Origin of the sequence: Bradyrhizobium jicamae, from assembly GCF_018130695.1 — a bacterium.
GTDB classification, from domain to species: Bacteria; Pseudomonadota; Alphaproteobacteria; order Rhizobiales; family Xanthobacteraceae; genus Bradyrhizobium; species Bradyrhizobium jicamae_B.
On record NZ_JAFCJX010000008.1, the window covers coordinates 102000 to 122596 of the forward strand.

Here is a 20597-nt window from a genome sequence, read left to right on the forward strand (position 1 = left end):
CGCCGGACCCGGGCCGGAAGGCTATCATTCAACAAGCGGTCACCGCGACGGGGCGCGAATAGCGACATTCGCGCAAACGGAATACGCGGCTTCGAGGAGGTTCTTCGTGCAAGAGACGGGCGTGCATAACGGTGCCTTTGGTGCCGACAAATTCGGCTTAAGAAATCTCAAGGGCGTGCAATGGAACCTCGGCGCGCCACAACTTTATCAGCACTCGCTCTCCGCCGGAGAAGCGGTGCTCTCGGCTGACGGCGCGCTTTGCGCTGATACCGGTGAGTTCACCGGCCGCAGCCCCAAGGACAAGTTCACGGTCCGCGACGCCTCCACCGACAAGAAGATGTGGTGGGCCGGCAACCAGTCGATCACCGCGGAGCAGTTCGAGGCGCTGTACCAGGACTTCCTCAAGCACGCTGAAGGCAAGTCCCTGTTCGCGCAGGATCTCTATGGCGGCGCCGATCCGGCCTATCGCATCAAGACCCGCGTCTTCACCGAGCTTGCCTGGCACTCGCTGTTCATTCGCACGCTGCTGATCCGCCCGGAGGCGTCGGAGCTCGCGAGCTTCGTACCGGAGCTCACCATCATCGACATGCCGAGCTTCCGCGCCGATCCGAAGCGTCACGGCTGCAAATCGGAGAACGTCGTCGCGATCGACTTCGCCCGCAAGATCGTCCTGATCGGCGGCTCCTATTATGCCGGCGAGATGAAGAAGTCGGTGTTCACGACGCTGAACTATTACCTGCCCGAGCGCGGCGTGATGCCGATGCACTGCTCGGCCAATGTCGGCGCCAAGGGCGACACCGCGATCTTCTTCGGGCTGTCAGGCACCGGCAAGACCACGCTGTCGGCCGATCCGAACCGCACGCTGATCGGCGATGACGAGCACGGCTGGGGCCCGAACGGCGTGTTCAACTTCGAAGGCGGCTGCTACGCCAAGTGCATCAAGCTGTCGCAGGACGCCGAGCCCGAGATCTATGCCGCCTCGACCCGGTTCGGTGCGGTGCTTGAGAACTGCGTGCTCGACGAGACCACCCGCGTGGTGGATTTCGACGACGGCTCCAAGACCGAGAACACGCGCTCGGCCTATCCGCTCGATTTCATCCCGAACGCCTCGCGCACCGGCTGCGCACCGCAGCCGAAGAACGTGGTGATGCTGGCCGCCGACGCCTTCGGCGTGCTGCCGCCGATCGCCAAGCTGACGCCGGCGCAGGCGATGTATCACTTCCTGTCCGGCTACACCGCCAAGGTCGCCGGCACCGAGCGTGGTCTCGGCAACGAGCCGCAGCCGGAATTCTCCACCTGCTTCGGCTCGCCGTTCCTGCCGCTCGACCCCAGCGTCTACGGCAACATGCTCCGCGACCTGATCGCCAAGCACAATGTCGATTGCTGGCTGGTCAACACCGGCTGGACCGGCGGCAAGTATGGCACAGGCTCCCGCATGCCGATCAAGGTGACGCGTGCGCTGCTGACGGCCGCGCTCGACGGGTCCTTGCGCAACGTCGAATTCCGCACCGACAAGTATTTCGGATTCGCGGTCCCGACCGCGCTGCCCGGCGTGCCGAACGAGATCCTCAATCCGGTCAACACCTGGAAGGACAAGGACGAGTTCGACAAGACGGCGCGTAGCCTGGTCGGCATGTTCCAGAAGAACTTTGCCAAGTTCGAAGCGCAGGTCGACGCCGAAGTCCGCGCCGCCGCGCCGGACGTGAAGCTCGCCGCGGAATAATCGGCGCTTTCATTTCGAGATCGAAAAGGCGGCCCGCGTGGCCGCCTTTTCTGTTTCTGATGATGTCTTACTGTTTCCATGGAAATATCGGGACAAGCAACGCAAGGTCTCGTTAACCCCCGTGCGTCCGTAGTCGCTCCATTCGATTTTCGGCATGGAGACCGGCGATGGGCGACATCATGAGCATCCTGCAGAACTCCTACACGTCTGCCTCGCTCTCGACGCCGTCGAGCACGCCCTATGTCAATGTCGATCCCGCGAGCTATCAGGGCAGCTGGGACGGCACCTATTCGAACGGCCAGACCTTCAAGTTCTCGATCTCCGACGTCAACGGATTCCGCGCCCAGGTGAAGTATCAGAGCGGGTCGACCACGCAGTATCAGCAGGTGCTGATCAAGGACAATTCGTTCCGGATCGGCGACACCAAGTTCATCCTGCAAGGCCAGGGCAGTGCGCAGGTGCGCAACGTCATCAGCGATCCCGCCACCGGCGCCACGACATTGATCGGCGGCACCGCGACGCAGGAGACGTGAAGGGAGCACTTCACCTCTCCCCGCTCTTTGCGGGGAGAGGTCGACGCCGGAGCGCAGCGTAGGCGGCGGGTGAGGGGCATGGCACGCGGCAAGCGGCGAATTCGATATTTGCCGCCAGGTCACTCGAGGAGTCGGAGAGGCTATCCGCATGGCACCGCCGTGCACGGCCCCTCACCCGGATCGCATCTGCGATGCGATCCGACCTCTCCCCGCTGAAGTGCGGGGAGAGGTGAAAGGTCAATCCGGCAGCACCGCATTGGTCGGCGTCGGTCGGTCAGCGATCTGCATGCCGAACAGGCTGCCGGTCAATTCGACCGCGACGCGCGCGGTGCGGCCGCGCTCGTCGAGGAAGGGATTGAGCTCGACGATATCTAGCGAGCGCACCAATCCAGAATCGTGCAGCAGCTCCATGATCAGATGCGCTTCGCGATAGGTGGCGCCGCCCGGCACCGTGGTGCCGACGCCGGGTGCGACTGCCGGATCGAGGAAGTCGACATCGAAGGAGACATGCAGCACGCCGTTCCTGGCGCGTACGCGCTCGATGACGCGGCGGATCAGCACGGCGACGCCGAACTCGTCGATCGCGCGCATGTCGGCGATCGCGACCTTGCGCGCGCGCACCAACTCCTTCTCCAGCGGATCGATCGAGCGGACGCCGAAGAGATCGAGCTGGTCGGGCGTGATCGGCGCGCGCGGCAATCCGCCGAGCAGATTATCGAGCCCGGGTTCGCCGCAGAGAAACGCCGCCGACATGCCATGCATGTTGCCGGTCAGCGTGGTCGACGGCGTGTTGTAATCGGCATGCGCGTCGAGCCACAGCACGAACAGCGGCCGGCCCTTGTCACGCCAGTAGCGGGCGACGCCGTTCACCGAGCCCATCGACAGCGAATGATCGCCGCCCATGAAGATCGGGATCGCACCCGAGCTCGCGAGCCAGTACGAGCGCTCGCTCAAGGCGCGGATCCAGGTCTTCACCTCGTCGTAGAATTTTGCGTAGACCGGCACGGGCCCGTCCGGCACCACGGCCGGAATTGCGATGTCGCCGTGGTCGTCGACCGCAAAGCCGAGTTGCTGGAGCAGCCGCGCGATGCCCGCCGTGCGCAGCGCCGCGGGTCCCATCAGCGTTCCCGCCTGCGAAGCGCCGATCTCGATCGGCGCGCCGAGCAGCGCGATGCGTTGCGGCATTGAGTTGCGGGTCTCGGACATCGGAGCCCTTTCCAAAACCGTAGGGTGGGCAAAGGCGCGTAGCGCCGTGCCCACCATCAAGTGCGGTGCTCTGGATGGTGGGCACGCTTCCGCCTTCGCTCGTTGAGCTACGGCGGACAAGTCGCTTTGCCCACCCTACGCCGCTTACACCTTGAAATAGGCGATTTGCGTCGTGGTTGCGAGCAGGCGGCCGGATGGAGACCACAATTCGCCGTGCTGGTCGCCGTAACTCTTGTGGAAAATCCGGGCGTCGGCGACGGCCAGCACCTTGGTCGTGTCTTCCGCGGCGAGATCGGCGGAATCCACGTGGAAATACGTGGTCAGCGACACCGTGCCGAACGGCACCAGCTCGCGCCGCGCATGGAACACGCGGCCGAAGAAGGCGTCCGACATCGACATCAGCGACAGCGCGTCCAGCTTGCGCGGCTTCTTGTCAGCGATCCACAGCTTGGAATAGGGGCTCAGCGGCTCGCTCGGCGGCGGCGCGGTGCCGAAGGTCGGCTCGCCCTCGACGAAGCGGAAGTCGTATTGCTTGACCCAGGTCATCGCGAGGCTCGGATAGGAGCGCGTCTGTTCGAACGGCGTGGCAGCACCGGGAAATGGCATCGGCTGGTGCGACCACGACGGCCGCCGCTCGGCGAACACCGCGGTCGCCAGCGTGACGACCTCGTCGCTGCCTTGCGTCATCTCCACGCTCCAGTGCTGGCTGGAGCGGTTGGCCTTCACCAGGCGGACGTCGAGATCGAAGGCGCCTTCCTTGACCGGTGCGCAGTAATTGACCGTCAGCGCCAGCGGATCGCCGGCACGCTGCGGATGCTCGATCAGCGCGCGCAGAATCGTCGCGGCCGTGCAGCCGCCGAACGGGCCGACAAAGGCCCAGTAATCCGGACTGGTGCGTCCCTGCCAGCGGCTGTCACCGGCGGTGACGGCGGTCGCTTCATCGAAAAGATGCGGGGTCTTGGTGAGCATGAAATTCCCTGAGCATGGTCTGTCGTCATTCACGAGTCCCACCACCACGAGCACGCCGGGAATGGTGGGCACGTCGCTACGCTCCTTTGCCCACCCTACGGACTACGCTCGCAATGACGGTCGTCATGTTATGGCAATATCGCGATTGCCACGCCAAATTCAATGACGTCTGAGGTCATCGATTTCCGCGTGCCGGGATTATCCCTTCGCCTCACGCTTGGCGCCAACCGTCGGCGCGGTCGGGCGCACCGGGACGTGCCAGATGTCCTCGGCATATTCGCGGATGGTGCGATCCGACGAGAACCACGGCATCCGCGCCACGTTGAGGATCGAGGCCCTGTTCCACGCCGGCACCACCTGCCAGCGCGCGTCGACGCTGCGCTGCGCCTCGTAATAGGAATCGAAATCGGCCGAGACCATGTAGTGGTCGAGATAGCGCAGCGCGTGCCCGATCGAGGCGAAGCGGGCGGGATCGCCGGGCGAGAACTCGCCGCTCTCGATGGCGCGGATCGCGCGCTCCAGCCGCGGCGACTTGCCGATCACGTCGCTGGCATCGAGCCCCTGCTTGCGGCGGACCATGACGTCGCCGGCCTCGAGGCCGAAGATCGCGATGTTCTCCGTACCCACATTGTCGCGGATCTCGATATTGGCGCCGTCGAGCGTGCCGATCGTCAGCGCGCCGTTCAGCGCCAGCTTCATGTTGCCGGTGCCGGAGGCCTCCATGCCGGCGGTCGAGATCTGCTCGGAGAGGTCGGCGGCGGGAATGATCATCTCCGCGAGGCTGACATTGTAGTCGGCGAGGAACACGACCTTGAGCCGTCCTGCGATGTCGGGATCCTTGTTCACGACCTCGCCGACATCGTTGATCAGCTTGCTGATCAGCTTGGCGTAGCGATAGCTCGCCGCTGCCTTGCCGGCGAAGATCTTGACCCGCGGCACCCAGTCGCGCTTCGGCTCGTCCTTCATCGCGTGATAGAGCGCGATGGTCTCGACGATGTTGAGCAGCTGCCGCTTGTATTCATGGATGCGCTTGATCTGCACGTCGAACAGCGCCGACGGATCGACCTTGATGCTATTGCGCTCGCCGATCAGCCGCGCCAGCGCCAGCTTGTTGTGATGCTTGACGTCGCGGAAGCGCTTCTGGAACGCGATGTCGCTGGAGTGATCCTCGAGGCGTTCGAGCAGCGAGAAATCATCGAGCACCGCCTCGCCGCAGGTCTCGCGCAACAGCGCGGTCAGCCGCGGGTTGGCCAGCATCAGCCAGCGGCGGAAGGTGATGCCGTTGGTCTTGTTGGTGATGCGCTGCGGATAGAGATGATGGAGATCGTGGAACACGGTCTCCTTCATCAGGTCGGAATGCATTGCCGAGACGCCATTGATGCGGTGCGAGCCGACGAAGGCGAGCTGGCCCATCCGAACCCGGCGGCCGCTCTTCTCGTCGATCAGCGACACCGAGGCGCGATATTCGATATCGCCGGGGCAGCGCTCCTCGGCGAGCGCGAGATGGGCGACGTTGATGCGGTAGATGATCTCGAGATGCCGCGGCAGCAGCCGCTCGAAAATCTCGACCGGCCAGCTCTCCAGCGCTTCCGGCAGCAGCGTATGGTTGGTGTAGGAGAGGGTGGCGACGGTGATCTTCCAGGCCTCCTCCCAGCGGAAATTGTGCAGGTCGACCAGGATGCGCATCAGCTCGGTGACGGCAAGGCTCGGATGGGTGTCGTTGAGCTGCACCGCCGCCTTCATCGCGAGGCTGCGCAGCTGGCCGTCGGCGGCGAGGTGCCGCTTGACGAGATCCTGCAGCGAGGCCGAGACGAAGAAATATTCCTGGCGCAGCCGCAGCTCGCGGCCCGCCGCGCTCTCGTCGTTCGGATAGAGGAATTTGCAGATCGCTTCCGCGCGCGCCTGCTCGGCGCTGGCCGAGACGTAGTCGCCGGTGTTGAAGACGTCGAGCCTGAGCGGGTCGGGCGCGTGTGCCGACCACAGCCGCAGCGCATTGACGTGCTGGCCGCGCCAGCCGACGATCGGCGTGTCATAGGCCATGGCTTCCACGGTCTCGGACGGATGCCAGGTGGCGCGATCGCGGCCGCGGTCGTCGACATGCTCGACATGGCCGCCGAAGTGGATGTTGTAGACCACCTCCGGCCGCTGGAATTCCCAGGGGTTGCCGTAGCCGAGCCATTCGTCGGGATATTCCTGCTGCCAGCCCTGGTTGATGATCTGGCGGAACAGACCGAAATCGTAACGGATGCCGTAGCCGATCGCGGGGATCGCCAGCGTCGCCATGCTCTCCATGAAGCAGGCGGCGAGCCGCCCCAAGCCGCCATTGCCGAGTGCGGCATCCGGCTCGCATTTGCGCAAGTCCTGCAGGTCGACGCCGAGATCGCCGAGCGCGGTCTCGAATATGGGCAGCAGGCCCATATTGTTCAGCCCGTCGGTGAAGAGACGGCCGATCAGGAATTCCAGCGACAGATAATAGACGCGCTTGGCGCCGGCGTCGTAGCTCTGCTTCTCCGCGGTCAGCCAGCGGTGCACGATGCGGTCGCGCAGCGCCAGCGCCGCCGCCTTGTACCAGTCGCGCCGCGTCGCCATGGCGGCGTCCTTGCCGATGGCAAGCCGCAGCTTGGCCAGGATCGCGCCCTTGATTTCGGACAGTGCCAGCTCGTCGACCGGCTGGTTCAGGGCCGAAGAGTTCCCCGGAGAAGATTGTTCCTGCAACGCGCTTGACCCCTGCAGCTCAGACTCAACGCAAATGATACGCGCGTTGCACTGCGATCGATACCATCGATAGGTTTGCTATGCACGGCGTTGGTATGATTTTATGCAAGGACCGGGCCGGATTGAGGGCAAAACGGTCGCCCAGATCGGTGTTAGAATCGGCGCCAGGAGCCGGAATTTGGGGTTTGAGGTGCGCCATGAGATTGCTGATCGAGATCGTCGCCGCCGCGCTGCTCGTCATCTGCATCACCGCCACCAGCGCCACCTTCGCCGCCGGCAAGGTGGGCCGCAGCGCCGACGGCCTGACCTGCGGCTTCGCCGTTCCAGCCAACGCGTCGCCCGCCGCCCGTTGCGCCACGATCAAGCGGCAGTGCGGCGGCAAGTTCTATGCGAGCGCGTGCGGCGACAGGCTGATGTCGGCGGCGAACTGAGGCAGCTGCCGCAAAAATGGTGTCGTCCCGGCGAAGGCCGGGACCCATAACCACCGCTCTCACAGAAGATGGGACAAGTCCCGCCAATCCGGATTGTCCTCCTCGATCAAACGAATTTTCCAGTCACGGTGCCATTTCTTCAAGGCCTTTTCGCGCGTGATGGCCTCGTACGGTGAGGGGTAAGTCTCCACGTAAACAAGTCGCGTCACGCCGTATTTCTTGACGAACTCCGAACCGCGTCCGGAGCGATGCAATGTAAGTCGGTTGCTGAGATCCCTGCAGACGCCGATGTACAGCGTGCCGTGGCGCCGGCTTGCAAGAATGTAGACGTAGTACGCGGCTGGTGCATTCATCGCGGGGCACTCGTTTCCGAAACGTCTTACAGTCGTGGTTATGGGTCCCGGCCTTCGCCGGGACGACATCAATTTCAGTAATCATACACTCTTCGGAACAAATTAAGAACACTTTAGCAAGTCTTTGATATATCATTGTGATTCGGCGCGTTGCCGACACAACATCTATGGTCTGTCCGTTCCCGCGAGGGCTACATGTCCACCATCGCCTTTGATCAATTCGCTCTCACCCGCATCGCCGATTTCGCGCGGTCGCTGTCGCGGCTGCATCAGGCGTCGCGCCGCCAATGGGTCGATGACGACCAGATCGACCGCGAGTTCAACGCGGTCTGCATGTCGATCTGGGGCTACACGACCGATGATTTCAGCGACGAGCTGTTCTCGACCGAGGACCACGCCTGGCTCGATACGCTCGACGAGGCGCATGCGCGGATCTTCGCAGGCGAGCTGGGCTACGACCTCGTCGACGATCAGGGCATGCTGACCGACTGGTGGGGCTATTGCTGGATGATTTTGGCGGAGAAGCGCGGCCTGCTCACGCCGGAGAACCGCGCCGCCGCGCGCGCCGCGATCGAGGACAAATATCTCGCGGCGCCGAACGTGATCGGCGTGATCGTCGGCAGGTGAGGCGCCGTCAGTTGGCCTCGGCGCGCCGGGCCGGTTTCGGCGTGGCGCTCTTCGGCACCACCGACGCCGGCAGGGCGACGTCGCGGGAAGTCTCCGGCAGCGGGGCATCGCTGGCCATTTCGGCGGTGACGGGCGCGACCTTCATTTCGCCCAACCGGGCGCGGATCGCTGCCGTCAGCCCGGGATAAGAGGCAATCGGCGTGAAATCTGCAGTCTGTTCATTGCCGACGCGGACGCCGGTATAGGCGACGAGGCCATCGCTGGTCGCGATCACGTCGCCGGAACGCAGCGACGTGTCGAGCGCGAGGTCGACCGGTGCGAGGCCCGAGGGATCGCGGCCGTTGCAGGTGCAGTCGGCGCGCAGCGCCTTGCGATAGGCGAACGCATTCTCGCTGTCGGCATAGCGCTCGCCGCTGCTGGAGGCGGCGCCGTCGATGTTGCTGCCGAAGAAGACCTTGGTCGGGCTCGCCGGGCAGAACGCCTGGCAGAGCTGCACCGGCGAGGAATTGCCGCGCATGGTCAGCGGAAAATACTTGCCGTCGCAGCTGCGCACACAGAACGCAGGTCCCGAACCCGCGACGCGTTGCGTCGGCGCGGCCTGCGGGGCCGGCTGCTGGTTGATGCCGAACGGATCGGCGAAGAAATTGGCTTGTGGCGGCGCCTGGCGCGCCTGCTGCTTCGGCGCGCCGCCAAAGAACAGGTCGAACAGGCCTTCGGCCGAGACGGGGGCGGGCACGACCAGGACGGCGCCCGCAAGCGCGGCGGCAGCAAGCATCACGCGGCGCCGCACGCGCCGATCACTCAACTCTGTACGCAACGCCAACTCCACGCAACGCAACTGAACACGTCGACACGACAAGTGTTTCGACGCGATTCACCATAATGCGGGATGGTAAACGAGCGATTGATTGCGCGGGGAACTGCGGAAAAGAAAGCGGAGGACGCAAGCTTTCGTGCCCCGGATGCTGCGCAGCACGAAGTGGTGCGCTGCTAGGCCGGGGCCCATGTGAGCCGCGGAAAAAAATGGGTCCCGGCTCTGCGGAGCGTCACTGCGTGCCGCACCGCGTCCGGGACATGAGAGCTCCTTCAGCTCTTCAAGAACTCACCCGCCTTGTACAGCGCGCGAAACTCCAGCCCGGCCTCGGCGAATGTCTCGGTCGCGCCTTCCTCGCGGTCGACCATGGTGAAGACCAGCGCGATCTCGCCGCCGGCCTCGCGCACCGCCTCCACCGCCTTCAGCGCCGAGCCGCCTGTGGTGGTGACATCCTCGACGATGACGATACGTTTTCCCGCCAGCGTCTCGCCCTTCGCGAGTCCTTCGACGGCAAGCCGCGCGCCGTGCTCCTTTGGCTTCTTGCGCACGAAGAAGGCCGCGATCGGATGGCCCTTCAGCCAGGACAGCTGCGCGATCGCACCCGCCAGCGGCACCGCGCCCATCTCCAGCCCACCGACGTAATCGAGCTGGTGGTCCTTCAGCGCCTCATAGGTCAGTTCGGCGAGCAGCGCCGCGCCCTCGGGGTCGAGCATCGTCGGCTTCAGATTGAAATAGAAATCGCTCTTGCGGCCCGAGGCCAGCGTGATCTCGCCGCGGCCGAACGAGCGCTTGCGGATGATCTCGGCGAGGCGGGCGCGGGAGGCTGATTTGGACAAGGTTCTTCTCTGTCGGTTCGAGGCGGCGCGCAATCTATCGGCGGTCCCCGGCACATTCCAGCGCGGAAAGTCCGCCGTCAACAGTGGCCGTGTCGCGCTTGCCGCAGGCGCGCCCCGCCGAAAGCGCGGGTTGTCGCGGGCTGCAGTTCCCCGTAATCAGGCCTCCAAACTGCTGTGGGGGAAGCAAAAATGACCATCGAGCTGCACACCTGGAACACGCCGAACGGCCGCAAGATCTCGGTCGCGCTCGAGGAGATGGGGCTGCCCTATCAGGTGATCCCGGTGAATATCGGCAAGGGCGAGCAGATGGCGCCGTCCTTCCTCGCCATCAGCCCGAACAACAAGATTCCGGCGATCGTCGATCCCGACGGTCCCGGCGGCAAACCCGTCAGCATCTTCGAATCCGGCGCGATCCTGCTCTATCTCGGCGAGAAGACCGGCAAATTCCTGCCGAAACCGCTGGCCGAGCGGATTCCGGTCTATGAATGGCTGATGTGGCAGATGGGCGGCTTCGGCCCGATGCCCGGCCAGGTCCATCATTTCATCGCGCTGGAGAACGAGCAGGACCGCGCCTACGGGCTGAAGCGCTACATGGCCGAGACGCGGCGGCTCTACGACGTCCTCAACAAGCGGCTCGCCAGTCGCGACTACGTCGCCGGCGATCTCTCGGTCGCCGATTTCGCCATCCTCGGCTGGGCCTGGCGCCACCCGCGCCACAAGGTGGAACTGGCGGATTTTCCCAATGTGAAGCGCTGGTACGAGACGCTGATGGCGCGGCCTGCGACCAAGCGCGGCATGGAAGCGAAGCTGGATTAAGCCCGCCGGGCCTCGAAGGCCATCTTCACGGCAAGCCCTGTCAGCACCGTGCCCATCAGCCAGCGCTGCACCAGCAGCCAGCTCGGGCGGGTGCCGAGAAACACCGCGATCGAGCCGGCGGCGAGCGCGATCAGGGCGTTCACGCTGACGCTGATCACGATCTGGATCGCGCCCAGCAGCAGCGATTGCGACAGCACGCTGCCGGCGGGGTCGATGAACTGCGGCAGCAGCGCGAGATAGAGCATCGCGATCTTCGGATTGAGCAGGTTGGTGACGAAACCCATCGCAAACAGTTTGCGGGGGCCGTCGACCTTCAACTGCTTCACCTGGAACGGCGAGCGGCCGCCGGGCTTCAGTGCCTGCCACGCAAGCCACAGCAGATACGCCGCACCGGCAAAGCGCAGCGCGTCATAGGCGTAGGGAATCGCGAACAATAGCGCGGTGATGCCGAATGCCGCGCACAGCATGTAGAACACGAAGCCGAGCGCGACGCCGCCGAGCGACACGATGCCGGCCGCGGGCCCCTGCGTGATCGAGCGCGAGATCAGATAGATCATGTTCGGGCCTGGCGTCAGCACCATGCCGAAGGAGACGAGTGCGAAGCCGAGCAGGGCGGAGGTGTGGGGCATGACGGACACGGGGTGGGGATGTGCGTTTGTAACGCGCGGGGTGCCGCGGGGCCACGGTTCAATTGTTCTCGGAGCAATGTAGCGGCGCGGGTGGTGCGCCCCCTCGCCCCGCTCTTGCGGGGAGAGGGTTGGGGTGAGGGGCTCTCTCCGCGAGTTCAGATTGACGTGAGACCTGTACCCCCTCACCCGGATCGCAAGAGCGATCCGACCTCTCCCCGCAGGCGGGGAGAGGTGAATCGAGATCAATGCGCCTCGTCCCAGTTCGTGGCCGCGCGTGCATCCACTTGCAGCGGCAATGACAGATTCACCGCCGGGAACGGCGCGTCCTGCATCACTTTCTGCACGACCGGCAGCGTCGCCGCGACCTCGTTGTCGGGCACCTCGAAGATCAGCTCGTCATGCACCTGCAGCAGCATCTGCGCCGACAATTTCTTCTCGGCGAGCGCATCCTCCATGCGGATCATGGCGCGGCGGATGATGTCTGCGGCGGTGCCTTGCAGGCGGGCGTTGATCGAGGCGCGTTCGTTGAAGGCGCGCACCGAGGCGTTGGAGGCCTTGATGTCGGGGTAGTACATCTTGCGGCCGAACAGCGTGGTCACATAGCCGTTCTTGCGGCAGAACTCCTTGGTGTCGTCCATGTAGGCGCGGATGCCCGGGAAGCGCTCGAAGTATTTCTTGATGTAGGCCGACGACTCCTCGCGGGCGATGCCGAGCTGGTTGGCGAGGCCGAACGCCGAGATGCCGTAGATGATCCCGAAGTTGATCGCCTTGGCGCGGCGGCGCACCTCGCTCGGCATGTCCTTGATCGGCACGCCGAACATCTCGGAGGCCGTCATCGCGTGGATGTCGAGGCCGTCGCGGAACGCCTGCCGCAGCACCGGCACGTCGGCGATCTCGGCGAGCAGCCGCAATTCAATTTGAGAGTAGTCGGCCGACACCAGCTTGTGGCCCTTGGTCGCGATGAAGGCGCGGCGGATTTTTCGACCGTCCTCGGTACGCACCGGAATGTTCTGCAAATTCGGCTCGTTCGACGACAGCCGTCCCGTGGTGGTCGCAGCCAGCGCGTAGGTGGTGTGCACGCGATGGGTCTGCGGGTTGACGTAGGTCGGCAGCGCGTCGGTGTAGGTCGATTTCAGCTTCGAGACCTGCCGCCACTCCAGGATCTTCTTCGGGAAGTCGTGGCCCTGCTCGGCGAGATCGTCGAGCACCTGCGCGGTGGTCGACCACGCGCCGGTCTTGGTCTTGGTGCCGCCGGGCAATCCCATCTTGCCGAAGATGATGTCGCCGATCTGCTTGGGGCTGCCGACATTGACCGGCTCGCCGGCGATCTCCTGGATCTCGGCCTCGACCCGCGCGGCGGTCTGGGCGAAGTCGCCCGACAGCCGCGACAGCACCTGGCGATCGATCGAGATGCCGCGCCGCTCCATCCGTGCCAGCACGGACACCAATGGCCGCTCCAGCGTCTCGTAGACGGTCGCCATGCGGTCGGCAACGAGGCGCGGCTTCAGCAGCCGCCATAGCCGCAGCGTCACGTCGGCACTCTCGGCCGAATATTCGGTGGCCTTGTCGATCGCGACCTGGTCGAAGGTCAGCTTGCCCTTGCCGCTGCCGACGAGGCCGCCATAGGCGACCACGGCGTGGCCGAGCCAGCGTTCCGCGAGAGACTCGATCGCATGCGAGCCGCGGCCGGCGTCGAGCGCATAGGACATCAGTTGCGCGTCATCGGTGTTGCGCAGCGTGATGCCGTGCTGCGCCAGCATCACCGCGTTGAACTTGATGTTGAAGCCGATCTTGAGAATGCCTGATGATTCCAGCGCCGGCTTCAGCGCCGCCAGCACATCCGCAGGCTTGAGCTGGTTCGGCTCGAGCCCGGCATCGAACAGGCCTGCCCCGCCGCCGGCCTGCTTGTGGCCGAGCGGGATGTAGCAGGCATCGCCCGGCGCCAACGCCAGTGCGATGCCGGAGATTTCCGCCTGCATCGGATCGATCGAATCGCTCATCGCCTCGATAGCGACATGGCCGATGTCAGGCACGCGCGCGACCCAGGCCTTCAGCGTATCGAGGCTGCGGATCGCCTGATACTTGGCTCGGTCGAACGGCAGCTTGCGCATCGCGTCCGCGCGCGCTTCGGCCAGCGAGACCGGCGTGCCCTTCGGGCTGAACGACTTGTCCTCCTTGCTGCCCGACTTCGCCGGCAACGCCGCCGGACCGGCGAACAGGTCGCCGGTGGTGCCGCCGGATGTCGCCGGCGCGGCTTCGCTCTTCGCACCGGCGCTCTTGTTGCTCGCATCGGCCTCGATATTCGCGGGATCGATCTGCGAATAGTCGGCGACGCGGCGGGTGAGGGTGGTGAATTCCATCGCCTTGAGGAAGGCGACCAGCTTGCGTGCATCGGGCTCGTGCACCGCGAGGTCGTCGAGCGGCACCTCGAGATCGACCTTGTCGTCGAGCAGCACAAGTTGTCGCGAGATCCGCGCCTTCTCGGCATTCTCCAGCAGCGCCTCGCGGCGCTTCGGCTGCTTGATCTCGGTGGCGCGAAACAGCAGCTGTTCGAGATCGCCATACTCGACGATCAGCTGTGCCGCGGTTTTGATGCCGATGCCGGGCACGCCGGGCACGTTGTCGGTGGAGTCGCCGGCCAGCGCCTGCACCTCGACCACCTTCTCCGGCGGCACGCCGAATTTCTCGATCACCTCGGGAATGCCGATCCGGCGATCCTTCATGGTGTCGTACATCACGACCTTGTCGGTCACGAGTTGCATCAGGTCCTTGTCCGACGACACGATGGTCGTGGTCGCGCCGCGCTCGCCGGCCAGCCGCGCATAAGTCGCGATCAGATCGTCGGCCTCGAAGCCGGCCTGCTCCAGGCAAGGCAGGTCGAAGGCGCGCACGGCCTCGCGGATCAGCGCGAATTGCGGAATCAGGTCGTCGGGCGCCGGCGGCCGGTGCGCCTTGTAGTCGGGATAGAGCTTGTTGCGGAAGGTGATCTCCGACTTGTCGAAGATGATCGCCAGATGCGTCGGCCGGTTGTCCTCGGGCATGTCGCGCAGCAGCTTCCACAGCATGTTGCAGAAGCCGAGCACCGCATTGACCTGCAGCCCGTCCGACTTGCGGTTGAGCGGCGGCAGCGCGTGATAGGCGCGGAAGATGTAGGAGGAGCCATCGACCAGGAAGACGTGGTCGCCTTTCGTCGTCGCCTTGGCGGCAACGGGCTTGGCGGTCTTCGGATCGGGCTTGGCGGGAGCTTTGGGGGCTGTCTTCGGCATGGGCCGAAATTTAGGGATTTTTGCGGGGAATGACAGTCTTGCGGTTGCAGAATCCGACGCCGCCACACAGCCAAATACGTCGTCCTGGCTGTCGCCAGGACGACGTAAGGGGTGTTACGCGAGGGCTAAGCCTTATCCCCCGTCGGCGAGAACAGATACCCGCCGCCTCTGATAGTGCGGATCACGGCCGGCTTGGTCGGGTCGATCTCGATCTTGCGGCGGATGCGCATGATGCGCAGGTCGACGGCGCGGTCGAACGCTTCGGCGTCGCGGGCATTGGCGAGTTCCAGCAGCCGTTCGCGCGACAAGACCCGTTTGGGATTGGCCGCGAACACCTTCAAGAGGCCGAACTCGGAGGCCGTCAGCGGGTGCTCATTGCCCTCGTCGTCGCGCAGCGCCTGGGCTTCGAGATCCAGCCATTTGGTACCGAACCGCACCAGCTGATCCTTCTCGGCCTTGGCTGCGGCCGCCTCGGGCGCGACGGCCTTGGCGGACACGCTCCGCCGCAGCACCGAGCGGATCCGGGCCATCAGTTCGCGCAACTCGCAGGGCTTTGCGACGTAATCGTCGGCGCCGATCTCCAGGCCAACCACGCGGTCGATCGGGCTGGCAGTGGCTGTCAGCATGATGACGGGAACGTTGATCTTGCTCTTGAGGTCGCGAATGATCGACAGCCCGTCTTCCTCGGGCATGTTGAGGTCGAGCACCACGAGGTCGGGCGTCGAGTTCTCGATCTCCTTGCGCAGGCTCTTGCCGCCGTCGCACAGCGTCACGCCAAAGCCATGCATCTTGAGGTAATCGCCGACCATTTCGCGGGCCGGCGCCTCGTCGTCGACGATGAAGATGTGCGGGTTCTGGCTCATGTGTCTGTCGCCGGCAATGTAACGGTAAAGGTCGAGCCCTGTCCGGGGCCGGGGCTATCCGCGGCCACATGGCCGCCATGCATATCGATGATGCGTTTGACGATCGACAGACCGAGGCCGGTCGAACTTTCGCCCGCGGTCGGCTTGGCCGAGAGCCTCTGGAACCGGCCGAACAGCCGCCCGAGATCCTCTGGGCTCAGGCCGGCGCCCTGGTCGGAAATCCGGATCACGGTGTCGTCGCCCTCGTGGCTGACGGAAACGGTGATCTTGCCGCCGATCGGCGAGTATTTGATGGCGTTCGACACCAGATTGTCGATCGCCTCGCGGATACGGTCGGAATCGCACATCGTGACGAAGTGCGGCGGCGCGGACACCGAGATGCTCTGCTGCTTGTTGACGGCCAGCGGCAGGTTGGCCTCGGTCACCTCATTGACCAGCGCCGCGACATCCACCGGCTCGCGGCGGATGGTGATGTCGAAGGCATCGGCCATCGCATCCGAGATCAGATGATCGACCATCGAGGTCAGCCGCTTGGTGGCGTCCCTGATGTGCTCGACCTGGGCGGTGACGTTTTCCTTCGGCATGCCGGCGCTGATCAGCTCGGTCAGCATCTCGGTGCGGCCGAGGATCACCCCGAGCGGGTTCTTCAGATCATGGGCGACGGTGCCCAGGATCTCGTTCTTGAAGCCGTTGGCGCGCTGCAGCCGCAGCCACTGCGCCGAGAGCCGGCGGTTGGCCTGCATCAGCGCGCGGGTGCGCTGGGCAACGCGGTCTTCCAGCTGGGTGTTGGCGTCCTGCAGCTGCTGGTACAGGATCACGTTGTCGAACGCGATCGACAGCCGGCTGGAGAAGATCTCGACCAGTGCACGGTCGGTTTCGGAGATCTCCCGCTCGGATTGCAAGAGCACCACGACCTCGCGGCCGCTTCCGGTGCGCGAATAGAGCACGCTGCGGTGGTCGGCGAATTCGTTCTTGCGGCGCGTGAAGGCGGCTTCCACCATCGAGCGCAGATCGGGATCGAGCGCCTTCGAGGAGGTGGTGCCGATGAAGCGGCTGTAGCAGCCGGAGCAGGCCAGCACCGAGAAATCGGCCGCGGCCGCATTGCCGTCGTCGCGCAGCACGAGGATGCCGGCGCAATCGACATTGAGCAGCGAGGCGAGTTGGGTCAGCACGCCCTCGGCGAGCCGCTGCATCGACTTGAAATCGTACAGCGTGGAGGCGGCATCGATGATGATTTCGAGGCCGCGCCTTGTCTGCACCATGCGTTCGAGCTGTTGGTAGCTGCGCAGCGCGGCCGTCAGCGAGGTGAACAGCTTGTCGGCGGTGAGCTCGGTCTTGGCCTTGTAGTCGTTGATGTCGTACTGGACGATGACCCGCCGCTCCGGCGCCTGGCCCGGCTGCCCGGTGCGCAGGATGATGCGGACGGTCTCGTTCTTGATCTCGTTGCGGATGTATTCGACGAGCTCGAGGCCGGCGACGTCGGTTTCCATGATGACGTCGAGCAAGACGGCGGCGATATCGGGGTTGTCCCGCATCAAGGTGCGGCCCTCGGCGGCGGAATAGGCCGACAGGATCTCCAGGGTCGCACCGTGCAGATTGTAGTCGCTGAGCGCAAAGCGGGTGCCCTCATGCACCGCGTGATCGTCATCGATGACGGCGATCTTCCATTTACGCGCCGACGAATCCTCCGGGGCGCTCTCGGTATCGTCGATCAGGTGGAGGACATCGTCCTGTTCGGCCATTGACTGGTTCCGTCGGCTAAAGCGTCTGTGATCGTGGGTTGGCCCTTGGCGACCCGGGGCATGATAATGCGGAAAGTCGTGCCTTGTCCTACCCTTGACTCCAGCATCATGCGGCCGCCGAGCTGTTGGGTGACAAGATTATAGACAATATGCAAGCCCAGGCCGGTACCACCTTCGTTGCGGCGCGTGGTGAAGAACGGGTCGAACGCCTGCCGCTGCACGTCCGGCGTCATGCCGGCCCCGTTGTCGGCGAAGATGATCTCGACGTCGTCGGCGCCGCGCGCCCGGGCCGAGATGGTGATTGTACCAGATCGTCCGCCGGCGAAGGCATGGTTGACCGCATTAAGGAAGAGATTGGTTAAGATCTGCCCGTAGGCGCCGGGATAGCCGTCGATCAAGAGGCCCTCGGGCACGTCGACCGACAGCGCGATGGCGGCCTTCTTCAGCACCGGCCGCAGGCTCGCGACGATCTGGTCGGTCGATTCACCGAGGCTGAACTGGCGCCGCTCGGCGTGCGAGCGGTCGACAGCGACCTGCTTGAACGACTGGATCAACTCGCCGGCGCGCTGCAGATTGGCGACCAGTTGCTGCGCTGCATCGCGCGAGGTGCGGACGAACTCGTCGAGCTTGGAGCGGCGCAGCTGCTCGGTCTTCAGCTCGGTCTCGAACATCTCGGCGCGGCGGGCGAAGCTGGAAGCGACGGTCAGGCTGATGCCGATCGGGTTGTTGACCTCATGGGCGACGCCGGCGACCAGGCCGCCGAGCGCCGCCAGCCGCTCGGCATCGATCAGGTTCTGCTGCGCGGTGTTGAGCTCGATCAGCGCGGTCTCGGCCTTCTCCTTCGAGGCCCGCAATTCGTCCTCGGTCTGGCGCTTGGCGATGGCGTTCTCGCGGAACACCTCGACCGCGCGTGCCATGGCGCCGACCTCGTCCTTGGCTGATGTGCCCTGCACGGCGCGGTCGTAATCGCCATTGGTGATCGCGCGCATCGCCGCCATGATCTGCGCCAGCGGCAGCCGGATCGAGAGCGCGATCAGCACGCCGGCGGACAGGATGATGCCGAGGAAGATCACGGCAATCGACAGCACGCGACGGGAAATGTCCGACAGCGTGCGGTCGAAGGTCTCCTGCGCCTTCTGCTCGCGCTGGCGCATCTGCACCGAGAGGTCGTCGATGGCGCCGATCGCGTCGGCCTGGCTGGCGTCGATGGTGCTGCGCAGGAGCTCGGTGCGGCTGGTGAGCTGCTCGCTCAGTTTCGCCATGCCGTCGCGCAGCTCGGCGGTCTTGGTCTTCAGCCGCGCCAGCGCCATGCGCTGCAGGTCATTGTCGGCGAGATCGGCCATCACCGGAATGGTCTTCTCGATCGTCTCGGTGTTGCGGCGCGCCTCCTCGGCCGAGGCCGACGCCAGCGACAGATAATAGGAGTTGGTGGCGACCAGCAGCGAGGTGAAGGCCTCGCGCGACTTGCCGAGCGAGGGCCAGATCAGCGCGTCGCGATGGCCGGTGGCGCCCTCGATGATCGAATAGAGCCCGGCCATGTCCTTGGCGGGCGCCAGCACCTGCTCGTCATAGGTCTTGGAGATCTTCGCCTGCACCGTGCGCAGCTCGCCAAAGCCGTCGAGGAAGCGGCTGGTGACGCGTTCGAGCTTCTCGACCGAGCCCGACAGCATCGGATCGGTCGAGGCGCGGGTGGTCAGCGTGCCCAGCACCGCCTCGCGCAGCAGCAGGATCTCCGCGAACAGGTCCGGGCTCGGCTGGTTGATGTAGCGGTGGATCAGGTTCTGCAGCCTTGAGGTCTCGCTTTCCAGCTTGGCCAGGATCTTGTCGGACTCGCGGACCTGGCGGACATCCTCCCAGGCCGATCCAAGCACCTTGGCGCCGTTCCAGATCAGGGCCGCCAGCACGATCACGACGGCGGAGTTGAGCAGCGCGATCGACAGGATGCGCCAGCGGATCGGCACGGCGCGCAGCACCTGGACGATGTGGAAACGGCCCCGCGCGGCGAGGCCGGGCGATCGTTCCACTGTCGGGTCCTGCCGGGGTGCTGCCAAGTTGACCTCACTCCACCTTGCGGATCCGTTCGATCAGCGCTGTGATCGCGGGATCGCGCTGCGCGTTGGCATAGAGCGGCGCCATCGCGGCCTCGAACGGCTTGCGGTCGAAGTCACCGACGATCTTGACGCCGGCGGCCTCGGCCTGCTTGCGCGACTGCTCCTCGAGGTCGCGCCACTTCTCGCGCATGAACAGGCTGGAGCGCTGCGCGGCTTCGCGGAAAATCTGCTGCTCCTCCGGCGTCAGGCTGCCCCAGGCCTTCAGCGATATCACCAGCACTTCCGGGCTGACCGTGTGCTCGGTGAGCGTATAGTAGCCGGCGTATTTATAGTGGCCGGTGGTGACGAAGGACGGCCAGTTGTTCTCGGCGCCGTCGATCAGCTTGGTGGCCAGCCCGGTCAGCACCTGGCCATAGGGCAGCTCGATCGGCTCGGCGCCGAGCGCACGGATCATGGCCGACATCTGCTGGGATTGCTGCACCCTGAGCCGCAGCCCCTTGAGGTCCTCGACGGTGCGGACCGGGCGGACGCTGTTGTAGATCGAGCGGGCGCCGGAATCGTAGAAGGCGAGGCCGACGAAACCGTGCGCCTCGAAACTGTTCAGGAGCTCGCTGCCGATCGGCCCGTCCAGGACCTTCTGCAGGTGCTCGACCGAACGAAACAGAAACGGCATGGCCAGGACGTTGACGGCGGGCACGATGGTGCCGATCAGCGCCACGTTGGTGCGGTTGAGGTCGATGGCGCCGGCCCGGGTCTGCTCCAGCGTCTCCTTCTCCTCGCCGAGCTGGCGGGAATGGAAGACCTGCATCTGGTGGCGTCCGCCGGTGCGTTCGGCAACCATGCGGCCCATATAGCGTAGCGCCTGGACCGTCGGATAATCCTCGTTCTGGGTGTCGGCAGTGCGGAATTCGCGCGCGACCGCGTTCGCCGAAACCGCCGTACAGAACAGCGCGACGACAAGCGTAATGGTCCGCGAAAGGACGGCGCGGCGGTACACAGGCGACAAATCCCCTTGTGAGTTGA

The 20597-nt window shown here is 64.9% G+C and carries 17 protein-coding genes; 5 read left to right on the forward strand and 12 right to left on the reverse strand.

Annotated features, from left to right (window positions below; all coding sequences use genetic code 11):
- Positions 1–106: 106 nt before the first annotated feature.
- Positions 107–1723 carry a phosphoenolpyruvate carboxykinase gene (locus tag JQ604_RS13340; RefSeq protein ID WP_212357862.1) on the forward strand — a complete coding sequence of 539 codons (1617 nt, stop codon included), beginning with the start codon at positions 107–109 and terminating at the stop codon, positions 1721–1723.
- Positions 1724–1890: 167 nt separating this feature from the next.
- Positions 1891–2256, forward strand: a complete 366-nt coding sequence (locus JQ604_RS13345) for a hypothetical protein (RefSeq protein ID WP_212357863.1) — start codon at positions 1891–1893, stop codon at positions 2254–2256.
- A gap of 237 nt (positions 2257–2493) precedes the next feature.
- Here JQ604_RS13345 and rocF read toward each other — a convergent pair whose 3' ends face one another.
- From rocF to JQ604_RS13360, 3 genes are all read right to left on the reverse strand, one after another.
- The gene (rocF, locus tag JQ604_RS13350) at positions 2494–3462 is read right to left on the reverse strand and encodes an arginase (protein ID WP_212357864.1); all 969 of its coding nucleotides are present in this window, start codon (positions 3460–3462) and stop codon (positions 2494–2496) included.
- A gap of 144 nt (positions 3463–3606) precedes the next feature.
- Positions 3607–4431, reverse strand: coding sequence for an acyl-CoA thioesterase (locus JQ604_RS13355; RefSeq protein ID WP_212358026.1), 825 nt, complete (start codon positions 4429–4431; stop codon positions 3607–3609).
- A 198-nt stretch (positions 4432–4629) separates the two neighbouring features.
- On the reverse strand, positions 4630–7146 hold the full coding sequence (locus JQ604_RS13360) for a glycogen/starch/alpha-glucan phosphorylase (protein ID WP_212357865.1): 2517 nt from the start codon (positions 7144–7146) through the stop codon (positions 4630–4632).
- Positions 7147–7343: 197 nt separating this feature from the next.
- Here JQ604_RS13360 and JQ604_RS13365 point away from each other — a divergent pair, with 197 nt between their 5' ends.
- Positions 7344–7577: a hypothetical protein gene (locus JQ604_RS13365; protein ID WP_212357866.1), complete on the forward strand. Its 234-nt coding sequence runs from the start codon at positions 7344–7346 to the stop codon at positions 7575–7577.
- 59 nt (positions 7578–7636) lie between these two features.
- Here the strand turns inward: JQ604_RS13365 and JQ604_RS13370 are convergent, their stop codons facing one another.
- The gene (locus tag JQ604_RS13370) at positions 7637–7930 is read right to left on the reverse strand and encodes a GIY-YIG nuclease family protein (RefSeq protein WP_212357867.1); all 294 of its coding nucleotides are present in this window, start codon (positions 7928–7930) and stop codon (positions 7637–7639) included.
- 195 nt (positions 7931–8125) lie between these two features.
- Here JQ604_RS13370 and JQ604_RS13375 point away from each other — a divergent pair, with 195 nt between their 5' ends.
- Positions 8126–8557: a hypothetical protein gene (locus JQ604_RS13375; protein WP_212357868.1), complete on the forward strand. Its 432-nt coding sequence runs from the start codon at positions 8126–8128 to the stop codon at positions 8555–8557.
- A gap of 7 nt (positions 8558–8564) precedes the next feature.
- Here JQ604_RS13375 and JQ604_RS13380 read toward each other — a convergent pair whose 3' ends face one another.
- Both JQ604_RS13380 and pyrE read right to left on the reverse strand, forming a co-directional pair.
- Entirely contained in the window at positions 8565–9332 is a 768-nt protein-coding gene (locus tag JQ604_RS13380) for a DUF2865 domain-containing protein (RefSeq protein WP_212357869.1), read from the reverse strand.
- A 311-nt stretch (positions 9333–9643) separates the two neighbouring features.
- A complete protein-coding gene (pyrE, locus tag JQ604_RS13385; protein ID WP_212357870.1) occupies positions 9644–10207 on the reverse strand; it encodes an orotate phosphoribosyltransferase in 564 nt (187 codons plus the stop codon).
- A 189-nt stretch (positions 10208–10396) separates the two neighbouring features.
- Here pyrE and JQ604_RS13390 point away from each other — a divergent pair, with 189 nt between their 5' ends.
- Positions 10397–11023, forward strand: a complete 627-nt coding sequence (locus tag JQ604_RS13390; protein WP_212357871.1) for a glutathione S-transferase family protein — start codon at positions 10397–10399, stop codon at positions 11021–11023.
- On the opposite strand, the gene JQ604_RS13395 is transcribed toward JQ604_RS13390, so the two are convergent.
- The 6 genes from JQ604_RS13395 to JQ604_RS13420 form a co-directional block, all read right to left on the reverse strand.
- The gene (locus tag JQ604_RS13395) at positions 11020–11652 is read right to left on the reverse strand and encodes a LysE family translocator (RefSeq protein WP_212357872.1); all 633 of its coding nucleotides are present in this window, start codon (positions 11650–11652) and stop codon (positions 11020–11022) included. The genes JQ604_RS13390 and JQ604_RS13395 overlap by 4 nt on opposite strands.
- Positions 11653–11894: 242 nt before the next feature.
- The gene (gene polA / locus JQ604_RS13400; RefSeq protein ID WP_212357873.1) at positions 11895–14918 is read right to left on the reverse strand and encodes a DNA polymerase I; all 3024 of its coding nucleotides are present in this window, start codon (positions 14916–14918) and stop codon (positions 11895–11897) included.
- 125 nt (positions 14919–15043) lie between these two features.
- On the reverse strand, positions 15044–15781 hold the full coding sequence (locus JQ604_RS13405; RefSeq protein WP_212357874.1) for a response regulator: 738 nt from the start codon (positions 15779–15781) through the stop codon (positions 15044–15046).
- Positions 15778–17523: an ATP-binding response regulator gene (locus JQ604_RS13410; RefSeq protein ID WP_212357875.1), complete on the reverse strand. Its 1746-nt coding sequence runs from the start codon at positions 17521–17523 to the stop codon at positions 15778–15780. The genes JQ604_RS13405 and JQ604_RS13410 overlap by 4 nt, the downstream gene beginning before the upstream one ends.
- Positions 17493–19484 (reverse strand): sensor histidine kinase, encoded by a 1992-nt coding sequence (locus tag JQ604_RS13415; RefSeq protein ID WP_212358027.1) that lies wholly within the window; start codon positions 19482–19484, stop codon positions 17493–17495. The genes JQ604_RS13410 and JQ604_RS13415 overlap by 31 nt, the downstream gene beginning before the upstream one ends.
- Before the next feature lie 97 nt (positions 19485–19581).
- The gene (locus JQ604_RS13420; RefSeq protein WP_212357876.1) at positions 19582–20571 is read right to left on the reverse strand and encodes a TRAP transporter substrate-binding protein; all 990 of its coding nucleotides are present in this window, start codon (positions 20569–20571) and stop codon (positions 19582–19584) included.
- Positions 20572–20597: the final 26 nt, after the last annotated feature.